This is a genomic window from Bradyrhizobium sp. Mp27, from assembly GCF_029953005.1.
GTDB lineage: Bacteria > Pseudomonadota > Alphaproteobacteria > Rhizobiales > Xanthobacteraceae > Bradyrhizobium > Bradyrhizobium barranii.
The window spans coordinates 17,469-44,408 of sequence record NZ_JASAUS010000071.1 but is presented as its reverse complement, the minus strand read 5'-3'; the positions used below and the strand labels follow the sequence as shown (position 1 = coordinate 44,408).

24 protein-coding genes and 1 tRNA gene are annotated in these 26,940 nt (G+C 63.6%); 2 read left to right on the top strand and 23 right to left on the bottom strand.

Annotation, left to right across the window (positions count from 1 at the left end; genetic code table 11):
• Positions 1 to 346: 346 nt before the first annotated feature.
• The 8 genes from QJT78_RS29420 to QJT78_RS29385 form a co-directional block, all read right to left on the bottom strand.
• Entirely contained in the window at positions 347 to 1,360 is a 1,014-nt protein-coding gene (locus QJT78_RS29420; protein WP_281460378.1) for an SAVED domain-containing protein, read from the bottom strand.
• 1 nt (position 1,361) lies between these two features.
• A complete protein-coding gene (locus QJT78_RS29415) occupies positions 1,362 to 1,940 on the bottom strand; it encodes a hypothetical protein (RefSeq protein WP_157790231.1) in 579 nt (192 codons plus the stop codon).
• A 123-nt stretch (positions 1,941 to 2,063) separates the two neighbouring features.
• Positions 2,064 to 2,678, bottom strand: a complete 615-nt coding sequence (locus QJT78_RS29410) for a hypothetical protein (RefSeq protein WP_157790232.1) — start codon at positions 2,676 to 2,678, stop codon at positions 2,064 to 2,066.
• A gap of 275 nt (positions 2,679 to 2,953) precedes the next feature.
• Positions 2,954 to 3,361, bottom strand: a complete 408-nt coding sequence (locus QJT78_RS29405; RefSeq protein WP_038953173.1) for a hypothetical protein — start codon at positions 3,359 to 3,361, stop codon at positions 2,954 to 2,956.
• A gap of 206 nt (positions 3,362 to 3,567) precedes the next feature.
• Positions 3,568 to 4,428 (bottom strand): site-specific integrase, encoded by an 861-nt coding sequence (locus QJT78_RS29400; RefSeq protein WP_038953174.1) that lies wholly within the window; start codon positions 4,426 to 4,428, stop codon positions 3,568 to 3,570.
• A gap of 77 nt (positions 4,429 to 4,505) precedes the next feature.
• Positions 4,506 to 4,889: a hypothetical protein gene (locus tag QJT78_RS29395; protein ID WP_038953175.1), complete on the bottom strand. Its 384-nt coding sequence runs from the start codon at positions 4,887 to 4,889 to the stop codon at positions 4,506 to 4,508.
• A 266-nt stretch (positions 4,890 to 5,155) separates the two neighbouring features.
• Positions 5,156 to 5,232, bottom strand: a tRNA-His gene (locus tag QJT78_RS29390).
• A gap of 191 nt (positions 5,233 to 5,423) precedes the next feature.
• Positions 5,424 to 5,858 (bottom strand): phasin, encoded by a 435-nt coding sequence (locus tag QJT78_RS29385; RefSeq protein ID WP_028151800.1) that lies wholly within the window; start codon positions 5,856 to 5,858, stop codon positions 5,424 to 5,426.
• A 738-nt stretch (positions 5,859 to 6,596) separates the two neighbouring features.
• Here QJT78_RS29385 and QJT78_RS29380 point away from each other — a divergent pair.
• Positions 6,597 to 10,025 (top strand): PAS domain-containing protein, encoded by a 3,429-nt coding sequence (locus QJT78_RS29380; protein ID WP_038944112.1) that lies wholly within the window; start codon positions 6,597 to 6,599, stop codon positions 10,023 to 10,025.
• A 78-nt stretch (positions 10,026 to 10,103) separates the two neighbouring features.
• Here the strand turns inward: QJT78_RS29380 and QJT78_RS29375 are convergent, their stop codons facing one another.
• The 12 genes from QJT78_RS29375 to QJT78_RS29320 all read right to left on the bottom strand — a co-directional run bounded on the left by QJT78_RS29375 (position 10,104) and on the right by QJT78_RS29320 (position 23,223).
• Positions 10,104 to 11,651: an FAD-dependent monooxygenase gene (locus QJT78_RS29375; RefSeq protein WP_038944113.1), complete on the bottom strand. Its 1,548-nt coding sequence runs from the start codon at positions 11,649 to 11,651 to the stop codon at positions 10,104 to 10,106.
• Between the two features lie 274 nt (positions 11,652 to 11,925).
• Positions 11,926 to 13,098, bottom strand: a complete 1,173-nt coding sequence (locus QJT78_RS29370) for an acetyl-CoA C-acyltransferase (protein ID WP_028151803.1) — start codon at positions 13,096 to 13,098, stop codon at positions 11,926 to 11,928.
• Between the two features lie 188 nt (positions 13,099 to 13,286).
• On the bottom strand, positions 13,287 to 14,876 hold the full coding sequence (gene serA / locus QJT78_RS29365; RefSeq protein WP_028151804.1) for a phosphoglycerate dehydrogenase: 1,590 nt from the start codon (positions 14,874 to 14,876) through the stop codon (positions 13,287 to 13,289).
• A gap of 168 nt (positions 14,877 to 15,044) precedes the next feature.
• On the bottom strand, positions 15,045 to 16,217 hold the full coding sequence (locus QJT78_RS29360; protein WP_028151805.1) for a phosphoserine transaminase: 1,173 nt from the start codon (positions 16,215 to 16,217) through the stop codon (positions 15,045 to 15,047).
• A 79-nt stretch (positions 16,218 to 16,296) separates the two neighbouring features.
• A complete protein-coding gene (locus tag QJT78_RS29355; RefSeq protein ID WP_014492058.1) occupies positions 16,297 to 16,488 on the bottom strand; it encodes a hypothetical protein in 192 nt (63 codons plus the stop codon).
• Positions 16,489 to 16,661: 173 nt separating this feature from the next.
• A complete protein-coding gene (locus QJT78_RS29350; RefSeq protein WP_028151807.1) occupies positions 16,662 to 17,126 on the bottom strand; it encodes a GNAT family N-acetyltransferase in 465 nt (154 codons plus the stop codon).
• 30 nt (positions 17,127 to 17,156) lie between these two features.
• Positions 17,157 to 17,747 carry a glutathione S-transferase family protein gene (locus QJT78_RS29345; RefSeq protein WP_028151832.1) on the bottom strand — a complete coding sequence of 197 codons (591 nt, stop codon included), beginning with the start codon at positions 17,745 to 17,747 and terminating at the stop codon, positions 17,157 to 17,159.
• A gap of 75 nt (positions 17,748 to 17,822) precedes the next feature.
• Positions 17,823 to 18,710: an outer membrane beta-barrel protein gene (locus QJT78_RS29340; protein WP_038953176.1), complete on the bottom strand. Its 888-nt coding sequence runs from the start codon at positions 18,708 to 18,710 to the stop codon at positions 17,823 to 17,825.
• Positions 18,711 to 18,878: 168 nt separating this feature from the next.
• Complete coding sequence (locus QJT78_RS29335) at positions 18,879 to 19,715, bottom strand: outer membrane beta-barrel protein (protein WP_028151808.1); 837 nt, start codon at positions 19,713 to 19,715, stop codon at positions 18,879 to 18,881.
• Between the two features lie 229 nt (positions 19,716 to 19,944).
• On the bottom strand, positions 19,945 to 21,195 hold the full coding sequence (locus QJT78_RS29330; RefSeq protein WP_028151809.1) for an MFS transporter: 1,251 nt from the start codon (positions 21,193 to 21,195) through the stop codon (positions 19,945 to 19,947).
• A 298-nt stretch (positions 21,196 to 21,493) separates the two neighbouring features.
• Positions 21,494 to 22,837 (bottom strand): phosphoglucosamine mutase, encoded by a 1,344-nt coding sequence (gene glmM / locus QJT78_RS29325; RefSeq protein ID WP_028151810.1) that lies wholly within the window; start codon positions 22,835 to 22,837, stop codon positions 21,494 to 21,496.
• Between the two features lie 218 nt (positions 22,838 to 23,055).
• Positions 23,056 to 23,223, bottom strand: coding sequence for a hypothetical protein (locus tag QJT78_RS29320; RefSeq protein WP_193375964.1), 168 nt, complete (start codon positions 23,221 to 23,223; stop codon positions 23,056 to 23,058).
• A 119-nt stretch (positions 23,224 to 23,342) separates the two neighbouring features.
• On the opposite strand from QJT78_RS29320, the gene QJT78_RS29315 reads away from it, so the two are divergent.
• Entirely contained in the window at positions 23,343 to 24,479 is a 1,137-nt protein-coding gene (locus QJT78_RS29315) for an alpha-hydroxy acid oxidase (protein WP_038944116.1), read from the top strand.
• 255 nt (positions 24,480 to 24,734) lie between these two features.
• Here QJT78_RS29315 and QJT78_RS29310 read toward each other — a convergent pair whose 3' ends face one another.
• The 3 genes from QJT78_RS29310 to QJT78_RS29300 all read right to left on the bottom strand — a co-directional run bounded on the left by QJT78_RS29310 (position 24,735) and on the right by QJT78_RS29300 (position 26,903).
• Positions 24,735 to 25,355, bottom strand: coding sequence for a hypothetical protein (locus QJT78_RS29310; protein WP_028151812.1), 621 nt, complete (start codon positions 25,353 to 25,355; stop codon positions 24,735 to 24,737).
• A gap of 14 nt (positions 25,356 to 25,369) precedes the next feature.
• Entirely contained in the window at positions 25,370 to 25,996 is a 627-nt protein-coding gene (locus QJT78_RS29305) for a hypothetical protein (protein WP_028151813.1), read from the bottom strand.
• Positions 25,997 to 26,063: 67 nt separating this feature from the next.
• Positions 26,064 to 26,903 (bottom strand): shikimate dehydrogenase, encoded by an 840-nt coding sequence (locus QJT78_RS29300; protein WP_028151814.1) that lies wholly within the window; start codon positions 26,901 to 26,903, stop codon positions 26,064 to 26,066.
• Between the last annotated feature and the right edge of the window lie 37 nt (positions 26,904 to 26,940).

Sequence of the window (26,940 nt, the reverse complement as noted above, 5' to 3'; positions counted from 1 at the left end):
CGTCAACGCATACAACGACAGAGCCGAGCCCTTCGTCTGGACCAAGAAAAAGGTCCGTCAACGCCGTTTCAAAGGCCGCCGTATCACTCAGCTCTGATTCCGGGTACTAGTCCAAGCCGCGGCAAATCGAGAACGTCGTCCGCAGGGTGGGCTTTTCGCACTAAGATCAGCGCGCCTCATCACTTCTGAGACTGTGCCCAAATTCCGGCGAACGGCTTTTACTGTTGCCGATACATTCCCTCGCCCTGGGGGAGGGATGGGAGCCGCCAGGACAAACCGTTGCGCACCGTCAATGGTTCCCGATTTGAATAGCTGTGCATGAAACGTCGACTTCACGAGCGTTTCGCTACGGCTCCGCCGACAAACCTCTAGAGAAGTGCCGTCGCAACGTACCGGCCGCTTGACGGAACGAATTCGTAGCATTGCGTCCGGCCCATCGCGTTCCAGCGATGGCCGAGAAGGACCGCGAAAGCTGCTGGTCCCAGAGGTCGATCTGCTCCGGCCGCAATCGCGTCTTCGCGGAGTCGATCGCACGCTTGACGGTCGCAACGGCAATCTGGGCGATCCGGCCGGATGGAATTGGCTCCGCTAGATGCAAGCGCATCATCGACTTCGACGGGACGCCGGACTCGCGCGTTAAGTCGGCCGCCGGGTCTCGCAGGATCCCGATCGAAACAAAGAGACGCCCCTCGTGGAGCGTCGCCGGCTCCTCGATGAGCCAAGTTGGAGCGGAATCGCTGGGACCGGGCCGGTCATCGGTCACCCATGAACCGCTCCTTGTCGGGACCTCAAGTTCAAAGCCGGTCGCCGCGCGGAACGAAAACCCGAGAGCAATGGCTGTGGTGAGCCGGTACGAGCCCCCAACCTTAACGCGCGCGATGCTGCGACTTCGCAGCCAACGAGAAGTGCTGTCCAGCGCCGCGATCAGTTTTGCCCATTCCGTCGTTGGTGGAAATCCCGCAGGTCCGCCAGAAAAGTTGGCAGCGCCAATCTGAAGCGCACTTGCCTCCGCTTCATTTCTGTCCGATCTGACGTGCAGCGGGAATGCACTCAGGGTTGGAAGCCGCGCCCCCAAAGCCTGCTCTATCGTGTGGACGAGTGCATCAGCCGCGAGCGGAATACCGGGTGATCGGCGAACGAGTTCCGCCAAGGCCGCGAACGCGTCCCCAACGCGCCGCCGGCTTGCATCCAGTGTCGGAAAGGCGCGAGCGAATTCTGCATCGAACTGTGCCACCGCCGAATCTTGATTCGGGAGGTTGCGCTCGCTGACCTCGACTGATGTCGCGACAAAGTCCCCTAGCGGGCCGCCATAGGTTTGCACAAGCCGCCTGCGCAGCTCTGCGTCGCTTGCGGCCGCCATGTCAGCAACCGTTGTCGAAATTAGTAACAACGGCCACGAAACCTCCGGCGGTCGAGATTGACCGGTCGGCTACGACGTGCCTCATCGCTGAGAAAAGGTCGCTGGCGGGCGAATTGGGCATGTCGCCAGCAAACAGCACTGCATTTATTGCGCGTCCTTGCGCAGCGTTCGGCTGCTGCCTCAGCTCGCAACCGCGAAACCGCGCATAGGCCTTCTGATCGCCTATCCACTGCGTCTTAGACAAGCTTTGGACCCGCTTGCCATCGACCACCTTGATGAGCCTTGCAGGATTTGCAAACGCAACCAGATAGTCGTTACCAGTGGCAAGACTTGAACGCTCAAAAAATGCCACCACCTCGCGATAGCTTGCGCCAGCCGGGAACCTCTCAGCAAATTCCCTAAAGGCGCGTCCGGCGGTTTCGGGAGAGTTTGCGAACGATACGCACAGCTCGCCGGGCAGCATGCAGGATTTGATGACGCCATTCTGAAACGGCAGAGCTAGACCACCTGGAGCGGTTAACAGCGTATCTGAAGCTATCGCAACACGAGGCCCAGAGATTCGACCAACTACAACGGTCATTGCGCGTCCTAAAGATCCTCACGCTGGAACCGTCAGCCTGCGTCTCTTGCTGAGCGGTAAATTAGCTAATCGATCCGAAACAGTGTCACGCGAAGGGCCGAAATTAGCTCTCGAAATACCGCTCTATTCTCGTCGGAATATCGGTAGCTGCTGTTCGAATAAGTCTACACGTTGGACTAGCTGTTTTTCCAGCTGCCCCAGTTCCCCCACTGATGTATGCAGCACTGCAAGCTTGAAGTTGAGCCCCGTCTGAGCGGCTTTCGCCTGAGCGCGTGCCTCTCCGATCACATTCATTTCCAGTTCGTGCCGATGTTGGGCACTGTTAGTGATTTGCAGGTACCTTTCCTCGTCAGCGGCGGCGCGCGTCGCGTGCGCTAGGACCGTTTCAATCACTAGAAGCATTCGCTGTCGTGTTTCGGCATCCGTTAGCGGTATGAGAACCTTGAGCTTATCATCCAGCCGGTCTTTCGACGGATCGAAATCAACCAACGCGTTGAAGCGCCTCAGCCATAGATGGGGAGAGCCAGAACGAAACCTCACTTTTGATGCTTTGTAGACACCCGACCGCCTCTCGCAGACCCGGGAGTACCCTTTCGATCCTCTCTTCCTCTCTACTGACAACATTGGTGCGCAGTTGCCTGTTGACATTCCGAACGGCAACATAAGCCGCGATAGCAATTCCTGCTCCAGCCACTGCTGCGCTGAACAGCGTTTGGTATTCTCGAATGCTGCTGACATCGGGAGGCCCCCACAACCCCAACCAAACGGTCAGTACAGCCGTCAACATCAACGCTGACATTGTCGGCAATCCAGGAAGGTGGCCGAGAGCTTCGCAACAAGAGCTTTGGCTTGCACGGACGTCGGGTGTGCGCGAAGCGCCGCGTAACTTGCTGCCTGCAGTTTTTCTTGAGTGTGGTCAGGCACGATGTCTTCCATCGAAGCCGCAAAAAGCAGGCGTGGCACCGATCAAGGCTTCTCGCGTCAAGCCTTTCGGACGCTCCGGGTGAAGATCACTATTTCGACCTGAGAGCGTTGAAGTGTTCAATCCGTCGGACCAGCTCTTCTCTACGTATGGCTAGAAATCCATCATGCGATTCAGCGGAAGCCGCTATCATGAAGGTAACAGCAGCCGCGCAAATTCGCTTGAGGGCCCGATCGTGCTCGTCGCTTGGGCTTTTCTGCCAACCGACCCGCTTTGACGCGCGGTCGATAACTTCCAACATCGGAGTTACAGGTTTGAGCGCCAAAGTTTGAAGGAAAGCCTTAAGACTTAGCCACGCTTGGACCCGGTAGTGATGATCTTGACTGCGAGAGCAGCGCAACAAGTTCACGTACAGATCACCAAGGTCGGTTACGATGGAGTTCTCTTTATTACCTTCACTGAACACTGCCTCCAAATTCTCAACTTCGTCTTTGTTCATTAGACCGTTCCTACGAGTTCGGCTCGTCATCGACATTCGGTGATTTACGTTCAGTCGCCTTGCCGGCATCCGAACACGAAATAATCCATGGTATTGGGCGGGCCTTTGATTTTGTTAGCTAGCCCGATGTACGCGACTTTTGTCTCGGACGTCCTATCCAACCAACCTTCCGTTTTCCGCGTGAGCACATGCGGCCCTTACTATTCCTAAGTTCTCTGCGAACCGCGTGTACGCCTTGGCGCGCCCAGCGGCTTGACACGCGACAGGTCGAGGCCGGGGTAGTCTATCTTATCGATTGCGGCCTTGAGAGCCTTCACGCCCCAACGCTCCAGCATGGCCTTCGCGCCATACCTTCGACTCACAGACTTCCCGCTACTGCGGCCCGCTAGAGCATCCCGCAACTCTTCGTCGGGTGTCGCTTGGCGAAGCGCATCCTGAAAGCCGTGCCGGAAGCTATGGAAGACCTTGTTGGTGTCTTTTACCCCTGCATGCGTTCGCAGATAGCGGCCCCACCACTTCGCCCAGTTGCTCAGCGCCCTCTTCTGATCCGGTGCGACGGTAGGGAAGAGCCACGCTTGTTCGCCATCAGCCTTGCGCCGAGCCGCAACAAAGTCGAGGAATCCGAGTTCAATTAGCTCGGGATGGACAGGCACGACGCGCTCAGAGGTCTTTGTCTTGAGCCGACGCCCTGCCTTGCGGTCACGTGTGAACCACATGAGCGGGTAGTGCGCGTTCTCGTCCTCTCGAATGTCAGCAACACGTAATCCCGCAAATTCGGCCTGACGCGAGCCGCCGAACAATGCCAACAGTGGGAGCCACACACCCGCGTCACCCTGCGCTGCCACAGGTATCTTTCGTTCCGAAAATAACGGCGCATCGAAAATGGTTTGCAGGTCTTTTGCGTCGAATGGTGCTCGCTCAGACTGGTCCTCCTCAAGCCGCATCTCGCTAAAAGGATCAGCCCATGTCGCGTCCTCGGGCACGAGGCCATTGTGATAGCCCCATCCAGCAATCGCCTGCACCGCTCCAAGCTGCTCGTTGACCGTGCCGGCTGACACCTTGGTCACTGTAGGATGCGCATGCCCATACTCGCTCAACTCAGGCAGAGACGCTTTTAGAAGCGAGCCCTTGCGCGCCTTGGGTACTATAGCTGCAGCGCTTCGCGAAACGTACGAGCGTGCGAGCGTTTTATTTCCAGGATCGAGAGATTGCCGTGCAACTGGACGAACATGTCGATGGCTCTACCGTACTCATGCACGGTGCCCTCTGGTCTCTCGCGCTCCTTTTTCCAGCCCTCGAAGGCTTCCTTCAGTGTCCCAGAGGCGGTTGTGATCGAAACCGCGACGAGCTGTGGCGTGGGCACGGGCTCACCAGCGTTGCGCTGCTCGATTGCCTGCAGGGCTCGCACATAGGCTCTTAGCACCTCAATGCCTAGCTTAGGATACGCTACGCTCCGTCCATCTAAATCGATTTGAAAGGCATCCAACGCATCGACAATGTCACCTTCAACCGCAGAGATGTCGCCCAACGCGAGAGCCTCGCGGAAACGCTCGTTACAAGTTGAGTTCGATCGACCGGCGGATCCGAGACTATGTCGGTGCGAGTCCCTTCATTTTCATTCACACCGACCGCAACCCACAGGCCGGACTAAGCGGCATCTGGGCAACGTGCATTGCGCTCGCTTGAGCGCGACCGAAATTCACGTGCCTGGCACACTAGCGCTCTCGTGGTAGCTATCTGGTAGCTACAACAATCCGCAAGCGTTCGATGATTTCTGTAAGTATTTGTTTTTGTTGGTACAGTTGGGTGGGCTCGAACCACCGACCTCCTGTTCCACAGACAGGCGCTCTAACCAACTGAGCTACAACTGCATCCTTGCGAGCCGCCTTGGGCGCCTGGGCGGGCCGTCGACCTAAGGGGGGCTGGACGGGGCGGAAACTAGGTGCAACGGGCGTTTTTGGCAAGGCCGCAAAACCCGAGAATCGCGCTTCCGACGAGGTTATTTCCAAAGCAAAACCCGGGCTCTAGGCCCGGGTTTCTTAATTTAAACCAGCCGGCCTGATCAGGCGGCGGGCTTGTAGAACTTCGAGGCAGAGGCCTTGATCGGCTCGGCGGTCTCGGCGGCGACGCGCTGGGCGAGCTCGACCAGCTCCTTGGCCTGGGACTGGAAGGTCTCGAGCTGGGTGCGGGTGTGGCCGGTCCACAGCTCCAGCGCTTCCGCCGGCGACTTGAGGCCGAACAGCTGCTGGGCGAAGTCCAGCTGGGAGCTGGTGTTGGCCTTCATGAACTCCACCAGCTTGGCGGTGTACTCGCTCGCGCCCTTGTTGGCGGAGGTGAACACGGCCTCGACGGTGCCGTTGTGGGTCTCGGCCGCGTCCTTGAACTTGGCGTAGCTCTCGCGGGCCTGCGACACGCCCTTCTCGGCGAACGCACGCATCTGCTCGGGAACCTCGAACGGAATGATCGAGGCAGAAAACGGATCAGTCGCACCTGTCATGGATGTCCCTCACGCTAATGAAAAAATGGAGTGAGCCTTCTGGCGCGCCCGCCGGCCCCGACCTAGGCCTCAAATTCAGCGGGAACGAAGACTGGAACGCGAAACGAATGAGTTGGCTCGCCCAGTGCCCATCACTATTGCTGCCTAAGATGTCAACATTGTGCAACGCAAACGTGATCCGGGCTGCGCCGCGAAATTTAATCGCGGTCAGGATGAGGTTCCTGATCCGGGGAACTCAGGGTTGAGGTAGCTGGGTGCCTGCTGGGCGGCTTTCTTACCCTCCCCTGGAGGGGCGAGACGAGCAGAGCTCGCTCGGGGGTCGATCGCGCGGAAGCGCGAGCGGGGTGGGGTGATCTCTCCACTTGGGCACCGCGTCTGCAGAACCGCTGTCACCCCACCTCGGTTCGCATTGCGCTTCGCTGCATGCGAACCGATCCTCCCCCTCCAGGGGAGGATGGGCAGCTGTGATGCCGCGCCAGCGTGCGCTTTCGGCAAAATCTCAGTGCCTGGGCTTGGCCGTATCCATCGCCGCGCGGCTGGCCCGCGAATCCTGCGGATGCCGCGGGGCTGCGGCTTGCGGGGGCGGCTACATTAAGGTTATCGCGGCTTTAGGCTTGGCCGTGTAGACCGGAGCCGTGGACCTGCCCGCGCCTGCGCGCGATAGTAACCCTTTCTTAAGGCTGTCATTCCGGCAGCCTCGCACCCTGATGCTACTAAGCGAGACTTGAAGCCGGTCGGATGACGAGTTCGGATTTCCAGTTGCGAGGCGTGGGCGATCCCCGGCTGGCCGTGCACGCGACCTCCCCGCTGCCCGCCTGGCTCTGGTCGATCGACGGCACGCGCGTGCTCTGGGCCAATCCGGTCGGCGCAAGGCTGTTTGGCGCGGCCAATGGCACAGCGCTCGCGGACAGGACCTTCGGCCCGGCGGACAGCCATCGCCGCCAGGTCGCCCGGCTCGCGCGCCGGCTGGCGCCGAACGGCGCGATCAGGCTGGAACGGCTGCACGGCTTCGGCGCCCGCTTGGGCATGCTGATGACCTGCGCCTGCGCCCGCCTCGACTTCGCCGATGGAAGCTCCGGCGTGCTCGTCACCGCGATGGACCCGACGCTGCGCTCCATGCCGCTGGTCGAACGCCTGCATCGTCTCGTCGAGGGCGCCAAGGTGCCGATGGCGGCGTTCGCGCCCGACGGCCTGTTCGTCGGCGCCAGCGAAGCCGCCCGCTCCCTGCTCGGCTTCCGCGATCTCGGCGATGCCGGCCTCGATCAGGCCCGCAGCGATGCGCTGGCGAAAGGCCGCGCCGAGACGCCGATCGGCATCGGCCAGATGGTGCTGCTCGGCGTCGGCGCCGATGTCGGCTTGGTCGCGCTGATCGAGCCGGCCGCCCGGCAGGCGGCGCCCGCTGTCGAAAAGACCGTCGCGCGCGAGCAAGATGCTCGGCCCGCGCCCGAGGCTCCGCCGCCGGCCCCTCCGGCTGCGGTGCCGGACCATGCGCAGCCTGCGCAGTCGAACGAGGCTGCATCCGGAATCGCGCTGTTCGACGCATTCGCCGAGCCGGTCGAAGCGCCGGCTCCGACCGAGACCGCCCCGCCATCGGAGACGATCGCGGACGCGCACGCCACGAGCGACGCGATGCCGGAGGTCGTCACGATCCCCGAGGCGGCCGAAGCGCCTGCCCAGGACACGATCAGCGAAGTGGTCGACGCCGCGCCCAAAACTTCGGTTGAAAACCCGCGAGAGGCCATTGTGTCGCCGCAGGCCGCGCCGATCACCTCCCACATGGTCGAACCGCCGCCAGCGGAGCCGTCCGCACCGCGTCAGCATCCGCTGCGCTTCCTGTGGCAGATGGATGCGAAGGGGCGCTTTGTGCTCGGCTCAGACGAGTTCATCCACCTGATCGGTGCGCACACCGCCGCCGGCTTCGGCCGCCCTTGGCGCGAGATCGCCGACGAATTTGCGCTCGACCCTGATGGCCGCGTGGCGCAGGCGCTTGCAAGCCACGACACCTGGGCCGGGATCACCGTGAACTGGCCGGCCGATGGCGGCGAGCATCTGCCGGTCGAGCTCGCGGGCCTGCCGGTCTACGACCGCGAGCGCAATTTCACGGGCTTCAGGGGCTTTGGCGTCTGTCGCGATCTCGACGGACTGAACCGGCTCGATGCGCTCAGGCGCTTTGAGCTGTTCGCCGCGCCGCCCGCACAGCACGGCCTCTCCGCCGACGTCGTCGATCCCGAGCCGGAGCCCGTGGCGGAGGCACCGCCTCCGCCAATCGAGCCGCCCGCACCCGAGCCTGAGCCGATACCTGAACCCGCACTGCCCGAACCCGTAGCCGACGCGAATTCACACCCAACCGATCCGGAAACACCAGTGGAAACGCCTCCCAATGTCGTGCCGTTCCGCCCGCCCGGCGATGCGCGATCGCCGACGCTGACTCCGGTCGAGAACAGCGCGTTCAACGAGCTCGCCCGGCAATTGTCCGAGCGACTCGAACGCGAACGCGAGACGATCGCCGCCGTCACGGCCGAGCCGCCGACGGAAACCGCGCCCGAACCTCCGATGCCCGAGCCCGAGGCGCCGCACGCGCCGGCCGAGTGGCTGACCGAACCCGCGCTGCCCGCGCAGGGCCACAGCGTGCGCGACCGCGCGCTGCTCGATCTGCTGCCGACGGGCATTTTGATCTACCGGCTCGACCGGCTGCTCTACGCCAACCCCGCCTTCCTCGCGCGCATGGGCTATTCCAGCCTGGGCGCGCTCGAGGATGCCGGCGGGCTCGATGCGCTCTATGTCGAGCCCGGCGTATCGTCGGCGAGCAGCACGTCGCAAGCCGGCACGCCGGTGACGATCAGCGCGACGCTCGCCAACGGCCAAGAGCCGCTTCCGACCACCGAGGCGCATCTGCACACGATCGACTGGGACGGCGCGAGCGCGCATGCGCTGATCTGCGCGCTGCCGCAAGCCGCAACAGTCGTTGCCGCGCCTGCCGTCGCGCCGCCTGTCGTCGTCGAATCCGTCGTCGCAGAGTCCTTCCCCTACGCGCCCGAGCTCGAGCCCGAGGCCGGCGATGCCGACGCCGAGGATCTCGCCGCGATCCTCGACACCACCGCCGAGGGCATCGTCATGTTCGATGCCGAAGGCAACATCCACGCCTGCAACCGCAGCGCTGAAGCGCTGTTCGGCTATGACGGCGAAGCGCTGAGGCAGCGGAACCTGGTGACGCTGTTCGCGCCGGAGAGTCAGCATGTCGTGATCGACTATCTCGAAAACCTCAAGAGCCAGGACATCGCGAGCCTGCTCGACCACGGCCGCGAGGTGCTGGGGCGCGAGAAGAAGGGCGGCGTCATTCCGCTCGCCATGATCATGGGCCGCACCAGGCCCGACGGCCCGAACTTCTTCGCCGTGTTCCGCGACCTCTCGCAGAGCAAGAAGGGCGAGAGCGAGCTCAAAAACGCCCGCCGTCTCGCCGACGGCGCGGCGAATGCCAAGGCCGACATGCTGGCGCGGATCAGCCACGAGATCCGCACGCCGCTCAACGCCATCATCGGCTTCGCCGAGGTGATGATCTCCGAACGCTTCGGCACGCTCGGCAACGAGCGCTACGGCGAATACATGAAGGACATCCGCGCCTCCGGCGAGCGCGTCATCACCATCATCGACGATCTGCTGGAGCTGTCGCGGATCGAGACCGGCAAGCTCGATCTCAATTTCGCCAACCTCAATCTCAACGATCTCGTCGAAGCCTGCGTCACGGTGATGCAGCCGCAGGCCAACCGCGAGCGCATCATCATCCGCACCTCGCTCGGGCATGCGTTGCCGCAGGTGAGCGTGGACGCGCGCGCGATGCGGCAGATCACCATGAACCTGATCTCGAACTCGATCCGGCTCGCCAGCGCCGGCGGCCAGGTCATCGTCTCGACCGCGCTCACCGACCGCGGCGAGATTGCGTTGCGCATACGCGACACCGGCCACGGCCTGAGCGAGCGCGAGGTCGCCGCCGCGATGGAGCCGTTCCGCACGCCACCGCCCGGCGATGCCGCGGACAGCTCGGCGCTGAGCCTGTCATTGACCAAGGCCCTGGTCGAAGCCAACCGCGCCCGGTTCAACATCAAGAGCGCGGGCAATTCCGGCACGCTGATCGAGGTGGTGTTCGCACCGGTGGCGGTGGGGGCGTAGCGGCGGCGGAACAGCTACGTAGCCGAGGTGAGCGAAGCGATACCCGGGAAGGTCCCGCATACGCTCCGCGCATGCGGGCTACGCAGACGTGATCGTGGGGTCACCGAACCATCTCGCCGCCGCCTGAGCAGCCTCCTCATCGTCGGGTATGCCGTCACTGGCCCACGCGACGAAGCCATCGGGACGCAGCAGCACGGCGCTCAGACCCAGCCGATCCCTCGCCTCGCTCGCGACATAGGTGATCCGGTCGCCCCAGCGACTTGCGAGCGCCTGAAGCGGTGAACGCGCGTCGAAATCCAGCAGCAGGCCTTTCGACGTCCTGAGGCGTTCTCCAACCGTCGTCCCGTCGCGCAACTCGAAATCCGGCGCGCTCCGTCCCATCAGCGGATGGCTGCCACCGAGATCGTAGCGGAGCGAAACGCCGCGCACGCGCTCGGCGAAATAGGTCGCACCGTCCCGCGTCTCGATGAGATCGCGAATGATGGCTTGGAGCGCGCGGGTGCTCGGTGTCAGCCGCATGATCGCGACCTGCGCGCGCGACCAGTCGAGGATTTGCGCGCCCACGGGATGCCGCTCGCGCGAATAGCTGTCGAGGAGATCGGCCGGTGCTTGCCTGCGGATCGTCGCCGCCAGTTTCCAGCCCAGGTTCATCGCATCGCCGAGACCGAGATTGAGGCCCTGGCCGCCCAGCGGCGAATGGATGTGAGCAGCGTCGCCCGCGAGGAGCACCCGCCCTCTGCGATACGTGGTTGCCTGATGGGCCCGATCCGTCCAGGTAGCGGCGAGCCGAAGCGCCGTGACGGTGACGTCGGTGCAGGAGACGCGACGCAGGACGCTCTGCACATGCTCGCGCGTGATCGGCTCGGTGCGGTGGAAAGCTCCGCCGTCGAAATCGACCATCGCGATCGTCCCGGGCTGCGCATAGGTATACATGCCGGCGAGCGTGTAGTTGCGGCCGTGACGAAGCTTGTCCGGATCGGCCAGCTCGACATCGATGGAATAGCCCGTGAACTCGGGGTCGGTGCCGACGAAGTCAAAGCCGCCAGTCTTGCGTACCGTGCTGCGGGCGCCGTCGCATCCGACAAGCCAGCGTGCCCGGAAGGTCTCGCCGGCCGCCTGCACTGTCACGTCTTCGCTCGAGGCGACAACGGCATTCACGCCAAAACCGCGCCGGATCTCGACGCCCATGCTGCATGCGCGCGCAGCCAGAACGGATTCGAGCGTTTCCATATCGACAGCAAGGTTGGCATCGGCCGACGTTGGCAGACGCCAGGACCACTTCGTGACATCGATGTTGTCCTGATAGAACTGGATGCCGGCGAAATGACCCGCGGGCCGTCGCGTCTGCTGCATCCAGTGGGCTGCGCTCTTGATCGCGCCTGAGGCAAGCTGCTGCGCGGCCACGATCTGTTCCAGCAGGCCGCGCCGGTGAAAGGCCTCGAGTGTGGGGATCGAAAGACCGCGCAGGCCAAACGGGAGTTGCTTCAGGGCCGAATGCGGATCTTGCGATTGCTCCAGCACCAGAACCTGGAGACCAGCGAGCCGCAACTCGCACGCGAGAAACAGGCCGACGGGACCGGCACCGGCAATGACGACGTCGTATGGATTCGAAGATTGATCGTGCATGGGACGCTCCTGAGGTCGATGTTCGACCGGAGCGTTCCCTGAGCTTGAGAATCACACGGACGAACGATTGGGCGCCCTGGTGGCGTCCGATGCTCGTCGCGGGGATCTCGTGCACAAGGCCAAAGACCAGAGCTTTCGTTACCGAAAGGATTTGGGCTTACCAGACCAAATCTGCCTTTTCCGACACGAGCTGTATAGTTTCGTGGCGATCGATCCGCAACGAAAAAGGCACGGCGCCTGCGGCGCCGTGCCTTTCACATTCCGGGCATTTGGCTCAGCTGTAGATCTCGAACAGGCCGGCGCCGCCCTGGCCGCCGCCGATGCACATGGTCACGACGCCCCACTTGGCCTTGCGGCGCGCACCTTCCTGGAGGATGTGGCCGGTGAGACGCGCGCCGGTCATGCCGAAGGGATGTCCGATCGCGATCGAGCCGCCGTTGACGTTGTACTTGGCGGGATCGATGCCGAGCTTGTCGCGCGAGTAGAGGCACTGGCTCGCGAAGGCTTCGTTGAGCTCCCAAATATCGATGTCGTCGATCTTCAGGCCGGTGCGCTTCAGCAGCTTCGGGATCGCGAACACCGGGCCGATGCCCATCTCGTCGGGCTCGCAGCCGGCAGTCGCCCAGGCGACGAACCGGCCGAGCGGCTTGAGGCCGCGCTTCTCGGCATCCTTGGCTTCCATCAGCACCACGGCGGCGGCGCCGTCCGAGAGCTGGCTGGCATTGCCGGCGGTGACGAACTTGCCGGGGCCCTTCACCGGCTCGAGTTTTGCCAATCCTTCCAGCGTGGTTTCAGGGCGATTGCACTCGTCGCGATCGACGACGTAATCGACGATCGATTCCGCCTTGGTCGCCTTGTCGACGACCTTCATCCTGGTCTTCATCGGGACGATCTCGTCCTTGAACTTGTTCGCCTGCTGGGCCGCGGCCATGCGGCGCTGCGATTCCAGCGAGAACTCGTCCTGGTATTCGCGGCTGAGCTTGTAGCGCTCGGCGACGATGTCGGCGGTGTCGATCATCGCCATGAAGATATCGGGCGCGACCTTGAGCAGCTCCGGATCGATCGATTCCTTCGGCGAACCGCCGCCCGGGATCGAGATGCTCTCGACGCCGCCGGCAACGATGCAGTCGGCGCCGTCGGAGCGGATCGAGTTGGCGGCCATCGCGATGGTCTGCAGGCCCGAGGAGCAGAAGCGGTTCACGGAGACGCCGGCCGTGGTCGTCGGCAGGCCCGCGAGCAGCGCGGCCTGACGGCCGATGTTCGGCGCGCCATGGGCGCAATTGCCGAGATAGCAGTCCTCGACATAGTCCTTCTCGACGCCGGCGCGGTCGACCGCGTGCTGGATGGCGTGGGCCGCGAGCGACATCGGCGGCGTGATGTTGAACCCGCCGCGGCCAGACTTGGCGAGGCCCGTGCGTGCATAGGAAACGATGACGGCTTCACGCATTGTCTTCTCCCTTTTCGTACGATTTTGAACGGAGCGTCCTCGCACCATTGGTACACAAAGTTCGGCTGGCTTGGGAGAAATAAAGCGGGCCGCGGCATCAACAAAAACGCCGCCCTCTCGGGAGGGCGGCGTGATTGTTCCGCAGGTCGGAATATATGACGGCCGTCATTCCGTGGCGCGCGAGCGCCTCAGAACGTCAGCGCCTTGACCTGCTTGACCTGCGGCAGGGCCTGCACCTTGGCGAGCAGTTCGGGCGGCACGACGCCGTCGACCTCGATCAGCGCGATGGCATCGGAGCCCGGCGCGACGCGGCCGAGATGGAAGGTCGCGATGTTGATCTTGGCGTCACCCAAGAGGCTCGCGAACTTGCCGATGAAGCCCGGCTTGTCCTCGTTGGTCACGTAGATCATCGACTTGCCGAACTCGGCGTCGACGCGGATGCCCTTGACGTCGACGAGGCGCGGCTTGCCATCATGATACACGGTGCCGGAGACCGAGCGCTCCTGGCGCTCCGTCGCCACCGTGACGGTAATCAGGCTCTCGTAGTCGCTCTGGGCGGCGCGCACGATCTCGTCCACCACCATGCCGCGCTCCTTGGCGACGACCGGCGCGGACACCACGTTGACCTCGCCCAGCATCGGCCGCAGCAGGCCCGACAGCACGGCCGAGGTGATCGCCTTGATCTTCATCTCGGCGACGTGGCCCTCATAGGTGATCTGCACCTTGAGGATGCCGCTCTCGGTGAGCTGGCCGGCGAACGAGCCGAGCTTCTCGGCGAGCGAGATGAACGGCTTCAGCTTCGGCGCTTCTTCCGCCGTGATCGACGGGAAGTTGACGGCGTTCGAGATCGCGCCGGTGAGCAGGTAATCCGACATCTGCTCGGCGACCTGGAGCGCGACGTTCTCCTGCGCTTCCGTGGTGGAGGCGCCGAGATGCGGCGTGCAGATCACGTTGGGATGGCCGAACAGCACGTTCGCGTTCGCAGGCTCCTCGACGAAGACGTCGAAGGCGGCACCGGCGATATGCTTGGAATTCAGCGCATCGACCACCGCCTGCTCGTCGACCAGGCCGCCGCGGGCGCAGTTGATCAGGCGCACGCCCTTCTTCATCTTGGCGATCGCGGATGCATCGATGATGTTCTTGGTCTTCTCGGTGAGCGGGGTGTGCAGCGTGATGAAGTCGGCGCGCTTCAAGAGATCGTCGAGCTCGAGCTTCTCGACACCGATGTCCTTGGCACGCTCCGGCGACAGGAACGGATCGAAGGCGACGACCTTCATGCGGAGGCCGAGCGCGCGGTCGGCGACGATCGAGCCGATGTTGCCGCAACCGACGACACCGAGCACCTTGCCGGTGATCTCGACGCCCATGAAGCGGTTCTTCTCCCACTTGCCGGCCTGGGTCGAAGCGTCGGCCTGCGGGATCTCGCGGGCGAGCGCCAGCATCAGCGTGATGGCGTGCTCGGCGGTCGTGATCGAATTGCCGAACGGCGTGTTCATCACGATGATGCCCTTGGCCGTGGCGGCGGGAATCTCGACATTGTCGACGCCGATGCCGGCGCGGCCGATCACCTTGAGGTTGGTCGCCTTCTCGAGGATTTTTGCGGTCGCCTTGGTCGCGGAGCGAATGGCAAGGCCGTCGTAGTTGCCGATGATCTCGGCAAGCTTGTCCTTGTCCTTGCCGAGGTTGGGCTGGAAGTCGACCTCCACGCCGCGATCCCTAAAGATCTGCACGGCGGCGGGAGAGAGCGCGTCGGAAATGAGAACTTTGGGTTTGGTCATGGTGTCTTCCTTCACACCCTCCCCTGGAGGGGGAGGGTCGGCGCATAGCGCCGGGGTGGGGTGAAGCTACAGATTCGAAACTCGCCGGTGCGCCGCGTGGAGAAATCACCCCACCCCGCCGCACCTGACGGTGCGTCGACCCTCCCCCTCCAGGGGAGGGTCAGAAGCTCAAGCGGCCTTGGCGAGCTGCGCCTTGGTCTCGGCAAACGCCCAGTCGATCCACTGCGTGAGCAGCTCGACGTCTTTCGCCTCGACCGTGGCGCCGCACCAGATGCGCAGGCCGGCCGGCGCATCGCGGTAGTAGGCGAAGTCGTAGCCCGCGCCTTCCTTCTCGACCAGCGCGACCAGCTTCTTGGAGAAGTCGGCCTGCGCGTCCTCGGAGAGCGAGGTGATCGCGGGATCGGTGAACTTCAGGCACACCGAGGTGTTGGAGCGGATCGCGGCGTCCTTGGCCAGGAAGTCGATCCAGGGCGTCTTCGCCTTCCAATCGGCCAGCACCTTGGTGTTGGCGTCGGCGCGCGCGATCAGCGCCTTAAGGCCGCCGATCGACTTGGCCCAGTTCAGCGCATCGAGATAATCCTCGACGCACAGCATCGACGGCGTGTTGATGGTCTCTCCGACGAAGATGCCTTCGTTGATCTTGCCGCCCTTGGTCATGCGGAAGATCTTCGGCAGCGGCCAGGCCGGCTTGTAGGTCTCGAGCCGCTCCACCGCGCGGGGCGACAGGATCAGCATGCCGTGCGCGGCTTCACCGCCGAGCGCCTTCTGCCAGGAGAAGGTGACGACGTCGAGCTTGGCCCAGTCGAGCGGCTGCGCGAACGCAGCCGAAGTGGCGTCGCAAATGGTCAGACCTTCGCGGGTCGCGCTGATCCAGTCGGCGTTCGGCACGCGCACACCGGAGGTGGTGCCGTTCCAGGTGAAGACGACGTCGCTGTTGGGATCGACCTTGGAGAGGTCGGGGATTTCACCATAGGCAGCGTTGAGCTTGGTGACGTCCTTGAGCTTCAATTCCTTGACGATGTCGCTGACCCAGCCCTCGCCGAAGGATTCCCAGGCGAGCGTGGTGACGGGCCGCGCACCGAGCAGCGACCACAGCGCCATCTCGACCGCGCCGGTGTCGGACGCCGGCACGATGCCGATGCGATAATCGGCGGGCACTTCAAGCACTTCGCGCGTCAGATCGATCGCGAGCTTGAGCTTGGTCTTGCCGACCTTCGCGCGATGCGAACGGCCGAGCGCTGCGTCCTTGAGATTTTGGGCGTTCCAGCCGGGGCGCTTGGCGCAGGGGCCGGAGGAGAAATGCGGCACGTTCGGCCGCGAAGCGGGCTTCGCTACAGTCATGATCTACCCTTCCAGATAGTAAGCCTCCCGTTGGGGGGAGGTGTCCCGCCGCGGCTGATACGGGAAACGGGAAGAGTCGTCAAGGAAGTTCCGGCGTCTCACGCTGGAGTGAAGGCGCTTCCGGCGCAATCTTGGGGGATTCGACCACGGCAAGCGCGTTCAGCAAGTCCGTGGCATCGCTGATCAATTGCGCGGCACGACGGCGGCTGCCGACTTTCAAAATGCATTTGTCATTGGCCTGCACGACGTAATCGTTGCCGACCTTGATCATGGAATAGCTTGTCATCGAAATCCCCGAACCGACCGAGCCCGGTGTCTGACGCTGCCGTAGCACCGTTCGTTCCCGGCTCAACGTGAACGACGGCTGGGTAGTTTACCGGCTCTTAATATGAACGAATGCGCGATCCGAATTTGCTGATCGCGCAAGGCTCGCGACGAGCTGCGTCAAAAGCGGACAGTCATGCCGACGTGACTCGCAGCGAACCCGAGCCGCTTGTAGAAGCGCTGCGCATCTGTTCGGCTCTGATGCGTCAGCAGTTCGACCAGATTGCAGCCGCGCGCTTTCGCTTCCGCGACCGCCCGTTGCACCAGCTGCTCGCCGATGCCGCGGCTGCGACAATCGGAAGCAACGCGGACATCTTCGAGCAGACCGCGGATGCCGCCTTGCGTGCTGATGCCCGGTAAGATCGCGAGTTGCAAGCAGCCGACCACCCTGCCCTCGCTCTCTGCCACCACGAGCGTGAGATTTTGATCGCGCGCGACCCGCTCGAACGCTTGGTAATAGACCTCAGGCAGCGGATCCTCCACGCGCTCGCGGGCGCGCCCGAGATGATCGTCGGCAAGCATGGCGACGATCGCCGCAACGTCCTCGCGGCGCGCGGGACGGATGGAGACGGACTTCTCGTTCATGTCGGGAAACTCCAAGAATCAGCGCGACTCTCAGCGCGCCGGTGGAAGGCCGAGCCAGGCTTCGGCCTCGCCGATCCAGCGGCGGATGGCGGCGTGGCGGCCGAGATCGAAGCCACCTTCATGCGCGAGGCGGGTATAGGCGAGCAGCGAGACGTCGGCGAGCGAAACTTCCTCGCCGGCGAAGAAGCGGCTTGCCGCGAGATGTTGCTCCATGCGGTCGAGCGCCGCATAGCCGCGCTTGACCTTGTCAGGGTCGAGCTCAGATGCGTCCTTGCCGAGATAGACCAGCTGGAAACGGCACACCGCGATATAGGGCTCGTGGCTGTACTGCTCCCAGAACAGCCATTCGTCCATCTTGGCCGCAGTGAAGGCATCGCGCGGAACGAGCGCGCTGTCGCGGGCGAGGTAGCGGATGATAGCATTGGACTGCGCCAGCGTGCGGCCGTCGTCGAAGGCGACGGTGGGCACTTGGCCCGCGCCGTTCATCTTCAGGAATTGCGGCGTGCGCGTCTCGCCCTTGCGGGTGTCGATCTCGATCCATTGGTAAGGCAGCGCGAGCTTGTCGCAGACCCACTTCACCTTGAGACAATTGCCGGAATTCGTGTCGCCGTAGATCTTCATCGCCGTCGCCCCGTTTTGGAGCGACAGAGCATCAGGACGGAGGGAACCTGTCAACCGCGTCGCGGCGAAGCAGCGTCAGAACTTGTAACCGAGGCCGACGCGCGCATTGTTCAGCGTCACCGACGTGTTCATGACGGGAGAGAACTTCACGTATTCATATTCCACCCGTGCGAACAATCCTTCCCACAGGCAGTACTCCAGTCCGAGACCGGCGACCCAGCCGACCACGAAATTGTTGGTCCGGTGCTGGGTCTGCGTCTGCGACTGCGCCGGAACTTGCTGCGGCGTTCCGATGATGGTGATGACGTTACCGAATGCGTCCTGGACGGTCGCATCCTGACGCAGCTTCACATCGCTCGTCACGGTGCGGGAGACGTCCATGCGGCCGACCGCCGCGCCGGCGAACGCGTAAGGCATGAAATCGCCGCCGTCCCAACCCACGCGCCCGCGCAGCGTGACCATGTCCTTGACGGTCGCCGCGGCGGTGCCGGTCAATGTCGTGAGATAGTGGTTGGTCACGCCGGTGGGCTGGACGTCACCAGGCGGGTTGACGATATCGAGCGAATTGGAGCCGGACGACTGCGAGGAAATCTTGTTGAAATAGGTGTAGGTGCCCTCGAGGCCGAGAACGGCATCGTACCATTGCCAGTTGCGGCCGACGAAGCCGCCGAAATTTGCGCCTTGCGTCGTGGTCTTGTTAAGGAGCGACCACGACGACGTCGGCCCTTGCAGCACGCTGTCGCGGAAGATGAAATTGGTCAGGCCGACGACGCTCTGGCTGAAATCGGTCGATGCCGAGGAGTAGCCGAAGCTGCCGCCGGCATAGACGCCGTCCCAGTTGCGCGTCGTCTTCGACAGGCCGTCGGTGAAGCCGCCGCGCAGGATGGGCAGATCCGGCATGTCGGCCGCTTGCGCGGCAGACACCGTCCCCAACATCGCCGCCGCCAACATCAGCCTACGCATTGCAACGCTCCATCGAACTCGAACTTTCACTCGTGATCATGGCTCGTTAACCTTAACCAATGGTTGCGTCTGACGTTTTCGTCGCCGCCCGCCATGAAAAATATGCAAAGCAAAACGGCGCGGGATGATCCCGCGCCGTTAAGAGACGTTAAACGATGGAGCTGACGATCAGCCCTTGGTGACGAGCGGCGGCGGCATGTAGGCCGGCGGGCTGCTCAGATCCCAACGCACGCCGAGCTTCACGTCATGCGAGGTGATGTCCTTGACCTTGATCGTCGACGGGCCCGAGATGCTGTTGTCGTAGGCGCGGAAGTTGCCGGGATTGGCGTCGCCGAGATCCATATAGCTGTAGGCGAGTTCGACGGTGAGGCCGGGGCTGACCTTGTAGGCGAGACCAGCATGGGCGGCCCAGGCGAAATTCCACTTACCGTTGTCGGCGAAGTAGGTCACGCTGTTGGAGAGCCCGCCGGGATTGATCCGGGTGCCGTCGTCACGGAAGCCGCTGAGCTTGTTGTAGGAACCGCCGACACCGGCGCCGATGAACGGGGTGATGCACCACCAGGTGCCGAGATCGACATAGGCGTTGGCCATGACGACCCACTCGGACTTGCTGCCGGAGTAGTTGTTGGCTTCGAAGTCAGTCGCGCTGAGCGTGACGTTGTCCGAACCGTGCAGATTGGCCTTGCCGCGATACTGGCCGATCACGTCGGTGCGGAACCAGTTGTTGAAGCGATAACCGACGCCGAGGTCGAACAGCGGCGAGCTATCGAAGCCGAGGCCCACGGTCTGGGTCGGGAACGTCTGCGCGGTCGCGCTGTCGATCCGCTTGGCGCTCTGGTTGGTCATGCCGATGTCGCCGCGGAGATACCAGCCGCCGAAGTCGGCGGGCGGAGCCGGCGGCGCGTACATGGGAGGCGGAGCGGCGATCGGCATATCGGCGGCGAACGCCATCGACGAGATGAGGGTCGCCGCACCTGCGGCAAGGAGAGACTTAACGCTACGCATTTGGCTTCGTCCTTATGGCCGGTGAGGCAAAATGCTGACGCCCCACGTTCTGGAAACTCACGGGAGGACGATGGCACCAAATGTTTAAGCGCCACTTAACCCTAATTTTTAAGGTTGATTTTTTCTCACCACTCGCGCGCATGCAGCAGAAGCGTTGCAAAAATGCGGCGCCCCGGCGCCCCCAATTGCTAACGATTGATGAAGCCGCAATGCAGCGAGACAGGATTTGTTAACGCAGGTGCTGCGGCAGCTTGGGCAGGAACACCGCAAGCAGGCCGATCGCCGGCAGCCAGGCACAGACCTGGTAGACGAACTCGATCGAGGTGTGATCTGCGAGCTTGCCGAGCACGGCGGCACCCAGGCCGCCGATGCCGAAGGCAACGCCGAAGAACACGCCGGAGATCATGCCGAAGCGGTGCGGCACCAGTTCCTGCGCGAACACGATGATCGACGACGTCGTCGAAGAGATGATCAGGCCGATGATCACCGATAGCACCGCGCTCGCATAGAGCCCGGCATAGGGCAGCGCCAGCGTGAACGGCAGCGCGCCGAGGATCGAGATCCAGATCACGATCTTGCGGCCGAAGCGATCGCCCAGCGGACCGCCGAAGAATGCGCCGACCGCATTCGCGGCAAGGAAGATGAAGAGATAGATCTGCGCCGCCTGCGTCGACACGCCGAAGCGGTCGATCAGATAGAAGATGTAGTAGCTCGACAGGCTCGAGACGTAGAGCTGCTTCGAGAACAAGAGCGCCACCAGCACGGCAAGCGCAACCGCGACGCGGCGCGAGCTCGGCGCGTCGGGATGGGCCTGAACCGTCGCCGTCTTCTTCGCCTTGATCTGCGGCTCATACCAGCGGCCGATGCGCCAGAGAATGACGATCGCGAGGAACGCGATCGATGAGAACCAGGCGATGCTGCCCTGCCCGAACGGCACCACGATCAGCGCCGCCAGCACCGGCCCCATCGACGTGCCGAAGCTGCCGCCGAGCTGGAATACCGATTGCGCAAAACCATAGCGGCCGCCGGAGGCGAGCCGCGCGATGCGCGCGGATTCCGGGTGAAACACCGCCGAGCCGAGACCGACGAGTGCGGCGGCAATCAGGATGACGAGATATTGGTGCGCGGCGCTGAGCAGCAGCAGGCCGAAGAAGGTCGAGGCCATGCCGATCGACAGCGAATAGGGCTGCGCTTTCTTGTCGGTGTAATGGCCGACCACCGGCTGGAGCAGCGAGGCCGTGAACTGGAAGGCCAGCGTGATCATGCCGATCTGCGCGAAGTCGAGCGCATAGGTGTCCTTCAGGATCGGATATACCGAGGCGATCAGCGACTGCATGGTGTCGTTGAGGAAGTGCGAGAAACTGATGCCGGCAAGCACGACATAGGCCGGCCCTGCGGCAGCCCGGGCGGCGGGCGCCACGTCGCTGACGACGACCGGCTCGGTCAGCGTTTCCTCGGAGACGACGACAGGCTTGTTCAATGGAGCATCCCGGCGCGGCACGACAGATTGCCGCACCGCCTAACTACGATGCCGGCTGCGGCCGATCCACCGCCAATCGTCGATGGCTGGAATGCACGTGCCGGTTTCACCGTGAGGCGACACGCCCTGCTTGGTTCGAGACGCCCGTCGTTGGCGGGCACCTCACCATGAGGGTCCGGGGAATTCGTAGCCCGAATGGAGCGAAGCGTAATCCGGGACGTCTATGTCCGCGGGCGCGATCCCCGGATTTCGCTGCGCTCCATCCGGGCTACGATCGTGCTTCGCGTAGCGATGCGCCTCAGGCCGCGGCCTGTCCGAGCGCGGAGACGATGGTGTCGACGACGTCCTCGACCAGCAGGCGGTCCTCGCCCTCGCCCATGACGCGGATCACGGGCTCGGTGCCGGACGAGCGGATCAGAAGGCGGCCGTGGCCATTGAGCCGCTTCTCGCCGTCGGAGATCGCCGATTTGACGTCGGAATCCTCGAGCGGCTTGCCGCTCTTGTAGCGGACGTTCTTCAGGATCTGCGGCAGCGGGTCGAAACGGTGGCAGACCTCCGACACCGGCCGGCGCAGCTTCTGCACCACGGCCAGCACCTGCAGCGCCGCAACGAAGCCGTCGCCGGTGGTGGCATAGTCGGACAGGATGATGTGGCCGGACTGCTCGCCGCCGAGATTGTAGCCGCCTTTCAGCATCTGCTCGAGCACGTAGCGGTCGCCGACCGGCGTGCGCACGAGATCGAGCCCCTGCCCCTTGAGGAAGCGTTCGAGGCCGAGATTGGACATCACGGTGGCGACGATGCCCGGCCGCGACAGCCGGCCGTCTTCCTTCCAGCTCTGCGCGATCACCGCGAGCAGCTGGTCGCCGTCGACAGTGTGGCCGCGCTCATCGACCAGGATGACGCGATCGGCGTCGCCGTCGAGCGCGATGCCGATGTCGGCGCGCATCTCGCGCACCTTCTTCGACAGCGTTTCCGGCGAGGTCGAGCCGCATTCCTTGTTGATGTTGAAACCGTCGGGCTCGACGCCGATCGGCACGACATCGGCGCCCAATTCCCACAGCGCCTCGGGGACCACCTTGTAGGCGGCGCCGTTGGCGCAATCGACCACGACACGCAGGCCGTCGAGCGAGAGATCGCGCGGCAGCGTGCGCTTGGCGAATTCGATGTAGCGGTCATGCACGCCGTCGATACGGCGGGCGCGGCCGAGGCTCGCGCTCTGAGCGAGCCGCTTGTCGAGGGATTCGTCGAGCAGCTGCTCGATCTGCTTCTCGACGTCGTCGGACAGCTTGAAGCCCTGCGGGCCGAACAGCTTGATGCCGTTGTCCTCGAACAGATTGTGCGAGGCCGAGATCATCACGCCGAGATCGGCGCGCATCGACTTCGTCAGCATCGCGACCGCCGGCGTCGGCATCGGGCCGACCAGCAGCACGTCCATGCCGACCGAGGTGAAGCCCGCGACCATCGCATATTCGATCATGTAGCCGGACAGACGCGTGTCCTTGCCGATCACGACCCGGTGGCGATGCTCACCGCGCTGAAACGCAAGTCCTGCGGCCTGGCCGACCTTGAGCGCGAGCTCCGGCGTGATCAGTCCGTTGGCGCGGCCCCGGATCCCGTCCGTCCCGAAATATTTGCGGCTCATATCGTCCCCCACGCAACAACCAGGGACCCCTCTACAACTACGGGATGCCCGAAAGGGACCCGCATCCCTGATTTGCTGAGACGTTATAATGCCTTCGCGGCTAACTTGGCTTCAAAAAATGTGATTAATCATTACGAGACAGGGCCCAAGGCGCCCCGGTAACTTATTGTTAGCACTATATTTCCGACCGACAGGGCGGAACGGGGCGGAACCCGCCCCTAGTCGGAACGCTTCACATGGCCGTCCTGGCGGCTCGGCGCCGGCTGGGTGACGTTGACGGGATCGGACCCCGGGAAGGTCTCTTCCAGGCCCTCCTCCAGCGCGTCGTCGAGATCCTTCTTCTCCTTGATCTCTTCCGGTGTCGGCTGTCCCTGCGGTTTGCTCATGGCGCCCTCCTCCCAAACGATTTGGCTGTGCATCCAACCATGCTAGATGACCCCTCGATCTTCCGATGCAAGACTTCTGAAGCAAGACTTCTGATGCAAGACGGGCCGGGGAAACGTTCATGAAGCACATCACCTGTATCGACGACCTGCGCACGCTGCATCAGCGCCGCGTGCCGAAGGCGTTCTTCGACTATTGCGACCGCGGCTCCTATGCCGAGGAAACGCTGCGCGCCAACCGCGAGGACATGCAGGCGATCAAGTTCCGCCAGCGCATCCTGGTCGACGTCTCCAAGCGCGACACCTCGACCACGATCCTCGGCGAGCCCTCGACCATGCCGCTGATTCTCGCGCCTGTGGGCCTTTTGGGCATGCAGCATGGCGACGGCGAGATCCACGCCTGCCGCGCCGCGCAGGCCGCCGGCATCCCGTTCACGCAGTCGACGATGTCGATCTGCTCGATCGAGGACATCGCCGCCAATGTCGAGAAGCCGTTCTGGTTCCAGCTCTACGTGATGAAGGACCGCGGCTTCATCAAGGAATTGATCCAGCGCGCGATGGCGGCGAAATGCAGCGCGCTCGTGCTCACCGTCGACTTGCAAGTGATTGGCCAGCGCCATGCCGACATCAAGAACGGCATGACGATCCCACCCGAATGGTCGCTGTCGAAATTCATCGATTTCGCGACCAAGCCGGCCTGGGTCTCGGGCGTGCTGCAGGGCAAGCGCCGCACCTTCGGCAACATCGCAGGTCACGTGAAGAACACCCAGGATCTCAACCGCCTCGCCGAATGGACCGCGTCGCAGTTCGATACGTCGTTGAACTGGAAGGGCGTCGAGTGGGTCCGCAGCATCTGGCCGGGCAAGCTCATCATCAAGGGCATTCTCGATGTCGAGGACGCCGAGGAAGCCGCCAAGACCGGCGCGCAGGCGCTGGTCGTCTCCAACCATGGCGGCCGCCAGCTCGACGGCGCGCCGTCCTCGATCGAGGTGCTGCCGGAGATCGTGGACGCGGTCGGCGAGAAGATGGAGATCATGTTCGACGGCGGTGTCCGCTCCGGCCAGGACGTGATGCGCGCCCTCGCGCTCGGCGCAAAATCCTGCATGATCGGCCGCGCCTACGCCTATGGCCTGGGTGCCGGCGGCCAGGCCGGCGTCGCCAAGGCGATCGACATCATCCAGAAGGAGCTGCTCACGACCATGGGCCTGTGCGGCGTCAACAGGATCGACGAGATCGACGATCACGTCATTGCGGTGTGAGGCGAAGCCTTAAACCTCTCCCCGCCCTTCGGCGGGGAGAGGTCGGATTGCCCCGGCGATGCGAAGCATCGTCCGGCGCAATCCGGGTGAGGGGCGGGGCACGCTGATGCCGAGATGAAAGTCCCTCCGACTCCTCCGGTGACCGTGGAGTTGGATGCCGACCTGCAATTGAAAGCCGAACTCGTGGTGACAGCCCCTCACCCCTCCCTCTCCCCGTAAGAACGGGGCGAGGGAGCGATGCCCCTTCACCGTCCCTCACATCGGCGGCGTAATCCCGTCGCGACCGACATTGACCCGGTTGGCTTCCAGCGAGCCGTCCTCCTTCTTCGCCGCGCCGAAGATGATCAGCTTGGCGCCGGACTTGATCTCGGATTTGTCGCTGGCGACGAAGGTGACGATCGGCGTATCCGGCGGCACCACCACTTTCTTTTCGCCGTCCTTGTACTTGACGGTGATGTTCTGGCCGTCGGTGCCTTCCACCGTCTGCGCCACGGTCGCGTTGGTCATGGTCGAGTTCGCGCGCGCATCCCAGGGACGAAAACCTTCGGCCGCGCCGCGCTGGTTTTCCGGGAAGATGTGCACCGCGATCGCCTTCTGCGTGCCGTCGGGCTGGGGCATGCCGGTGACGCCGATATAGGAGCCGTCCTTGATCTCCGACAGGGAGGTCTTCACCACGGCGAAGACCGCGACGTTGTCGGTCATGCGCACCTTCACGTCGCTGCCTTCGCGCGTCTTGATGCCGAGGGTGTTGCCGTCGACGCTCTCGATGGTGCCGCGGATGCGGACCGTCGGCGACTGCTGCGCCGAGGCGGAGAACATGGAAGTGACGGCGAACGCCGCTACGAACAGGCGTGGGATCCAGCTTGATTTCGACATGTGGCGAGCCCCCGTCACATCGGCGGTGTCAGGCCGTCGAGGCCGACACTGACGCGGTTGGTTTCGAACGAGCCGTCCGGCAGCTGCTTCATGAAGGCGACGACTTTTGCGCCGGCCTTCAGCTCGGATTTGTCGCCGGGCACGAAGGTCACGACCGGCGTGTTGTCGGCGACGAACACCTTCTTCTCGCCGTCCTTGTACTTCACCAGCAGCGTATGGCCGTCATTGCCGACCACGCTCTCCGACACCGTGGCATTGGTCATGGTGGAATTCGGCTTGAGGTCATAGGGCCGCGAGCCCTCGCCGGTGCCGCGCATGCTCTCCGGAAACACGTGGACCTCGACCGCGTTCTGGCCGCCGTCCGGACCCGGCACCGTGGTGGCGCCGACGAAGGAGCCGACCTTGATGTCGGCGAGTGAAATTTTGGTAACGCCCGACACGTTCACGTCAGGGGCGATGCGAAGCTTGACGTCCTCGCCGCTGCGCGACTTGACCTGCATGGTGTCGCCATTGACGCTCTCGATCGTGCCGCGCACGCGCGTCGGCACTGGCGCCCTCTGCGCGACGGCATAGAGGGTGGAAGCGGCCACCATCGCGACGGCGATGAGCGGACGTGTGAAAGTTGCACGTTGAACAGGCATGACGGTCTCCGGATTGTCCCCACGGGGATAGAACTCCGGAGGTGGGGTGCTATTCGCCGTTACCCTTTCAAGTCTTTGTGAGATCGGCCTCGACCAGCGCACGCAGCTCGGCCGTGACAGCAGGCCTTTGGCCGAACCACAGCTCGAAGCCGCGCACCGCCTGGTGCAGGAGCATGCCGAGACCGTCGGCGGTGTTCAGGCCGCGCGCCTTCGCAGCCGCCAGCAGCGGCGTCACCAGGGGAACGTAGACGAGGTCGGCGACGACCGCCCCGTCCGGCAGGCGCGCCACATCGACATCGAGCGAAGGCTGGCCGTGCATGCCGAGCGAGGTCGTGTTGACGAGAAGTCCTGCGCGCGGCAGCACGTCGTTGATGCCGTCCCAGGGAATCGGATGCACGTTCGGCCCGAACTGCCTTGCCAGCGTCTCGGCGCGCGCGATGGTCCGGTTGGCGAGGTGGATGCGCTTGATGCCGCGTTCGAGCAGGCCGAACACGACCGCGCGCGAGGAACCGCCGGCCCCGAGCACCAATGCCTCTTCCGCCTTGTCCCAACCGGCCGCTCCGGCATCGAGATTGCCGATGAAGCCTTCGACGTCGGTATTGGTCGAGCGCAGCTCGCCGTCGGCAAACCACAGCGTGTTCGCAGCGCCGACGGCCCTGGCGCGCGCATCGGGCGTGGACAGCGCCAGCACGCCTTCCTTGTGCGGGATGGTGACGTTGGCGCCGACGAAGCCGCGCAGCGACAGCCGCAGCACGAAGTCGCGCAGATCCTCGGGCGGGACCGCCTCGATGACGTAACCTCCCTCGATCCCGAGCGTGCGCAGCCAGTAACGATGGATCAGCGGCGAGCGCGAATGCGCGGCCGGCCATCCGATCAAACAGGCTGCGGGAGTCCTGGGCGCGGTCATCTTTCCCTCGGGTCGTGTTCGAGGCGATCCATTTCGC

Bases quoted from the DNA above. Each gene is read 5' to 3' on its own strand.
- QJT78_RS29315 (WP_038944116.1), top strand. From the start codon at position 23,343: ATGAAGCACATCACCTGTATCGACGACCTGCGCACGCTGCATCAGCGC.
- QJT78_RS29410 (WP_157790232.1), bottom strand. From the start codon at position 2,678: ATGTCAGCAGCATTCGAGAATACCAAACGCTGTTCAGCGCAGCAGTGG.
- QJT78_RS29350 (WP_028151807.1), bottom strand. From the start codon at position 17,126: ATGAACGAGAAGTCCGTCTCCATCCGTCCCGCGCGCCGCGAGGACGTT.
- QJT78_RS29340 (WP_038953176.1), bottom strand. From the start codon at position 18,710: ATGCGTAGGCTGATGTTGGCGGCGGCGATGTTGGGGACGGTGTCTGCC.
- QJT78_RS29335 (WP_028151808.1), bottom strand. From the start codon at position 19,715: ATGCGTAGCGTTAAGTCTCTCCTTGCCGCAGGTGCGGCGACCCTCATC.
- QJT78_RS29310 (WP_028151812.1), bottom strand. From the start codon at position 25,355: ATGTCGAAATCAAGCTGGATCCCACGCCTGTTCGTAGCGGCGTTCGCC.
- QJT78_RS29320 (WP_193375964.1), bottom strand. From the start codon at position 23,223: ATGAGCAAACCGCAGGGACAGCCGACACCGGAAGAGATCAAGGAGAAG.
- QJT78_RS29300 (WP_028151814.1), bottom strand. From the start codon at position 26,903: ATGACCGCGCCCAGGACTCCCGCAGCCTGTTTGATCGGATGGCCGGCC.
- QJT78_RS29405 (WP_038953173.1), bottom strand. From the start codon at position 3,361: ATGAACAAAGACGAAGTTGAGAATTTGGAGGCAGTGTTCAGTGAAGGT.
- QJT78_RS29375 (WP_038944113.1), bottom strand. From the start codon at position 11,651: ATGCACGATCAATCTTCGAATCCATACGACGTCGTCATTGCCGGTGCC.
- QJT78_RS29385 (WP_028151800.1), bottom strand. From the start codon at position 5,858: ATGACAGGTGCGACTGATCCGTTTTCTGCCTCGATCATTCCGTTCGAG.
- QJT78_RS29380 (WP_038944112.1), top strand. From the start codon at position 6,597: ATGACGAGTTCGGATTTCCAGTTGCGAGGCGTGGGCGATCCCCGGCTG.
- glmM (WP_028151810.1), bottom strand. From the start codon at position 22,837: ATGAGCCGCAAATATTTCGGGACGGACGGGATCCGGGGCCGCGCCAAC.
- QJT78_RS29420 (WP_281460378.1), bottom strand. From the start codon at position 1,360: ATGGCGGCCGCAAGCGACGCAGAGCTGCGCAGGCGGCTTGTGCAAACC.
- QJT78_RS29305 (WP_028151813.1), bottom strand. From the start codon at position 25,996: ATGCCTGTTCAACGTGCAACTTTCACACGTCCGCTCATCGCCGTCGCG.
- QJT78_RS29345 (WP_028151832.1), bottom strand. From the start codon at position 17,747: ATGAAGATCTACGGCGACACGAATTCCGGCAATTGTCTCAAGGTGAAG.
- QJT78_RS29360 (WP_028151805.1), bottom strand. From the start codon at position 16,217: ATGACTGTAGCGAAGCCCGCTTCGCGGCCGAACGTGCCGCATTTCTCC.
- QJT78_RS29370 (WP_028151803.1), bottom strand. From the start codon at position 13,098: ATGCGTGAAGCCGTCATCGTTTCCTATGCACGCACGGGCCTCGCCAAG.
- QJT78_RS29355 (WP_014492058.1), bottom strand. From the start codon at position 16,488: ATGATCAAGGTCGGCAACGATTACGTCGTGCAGGCCAATGACAAATGC.
- serA (WP_028151804.1), bottom strand. From the start codon at position 14,876: ATGACCAAACCCAAAGTTCTCATTTCCGACGCGCTCTCTCCCGCCGCC.
- QJT78_RS29415 (WP_157790231.1), bottom strand. From the start codon at position 1,940: ATGACCGTTGTAGTTGGTCGAATCTCTGGGCCTCGTGTTGCGATAGCT.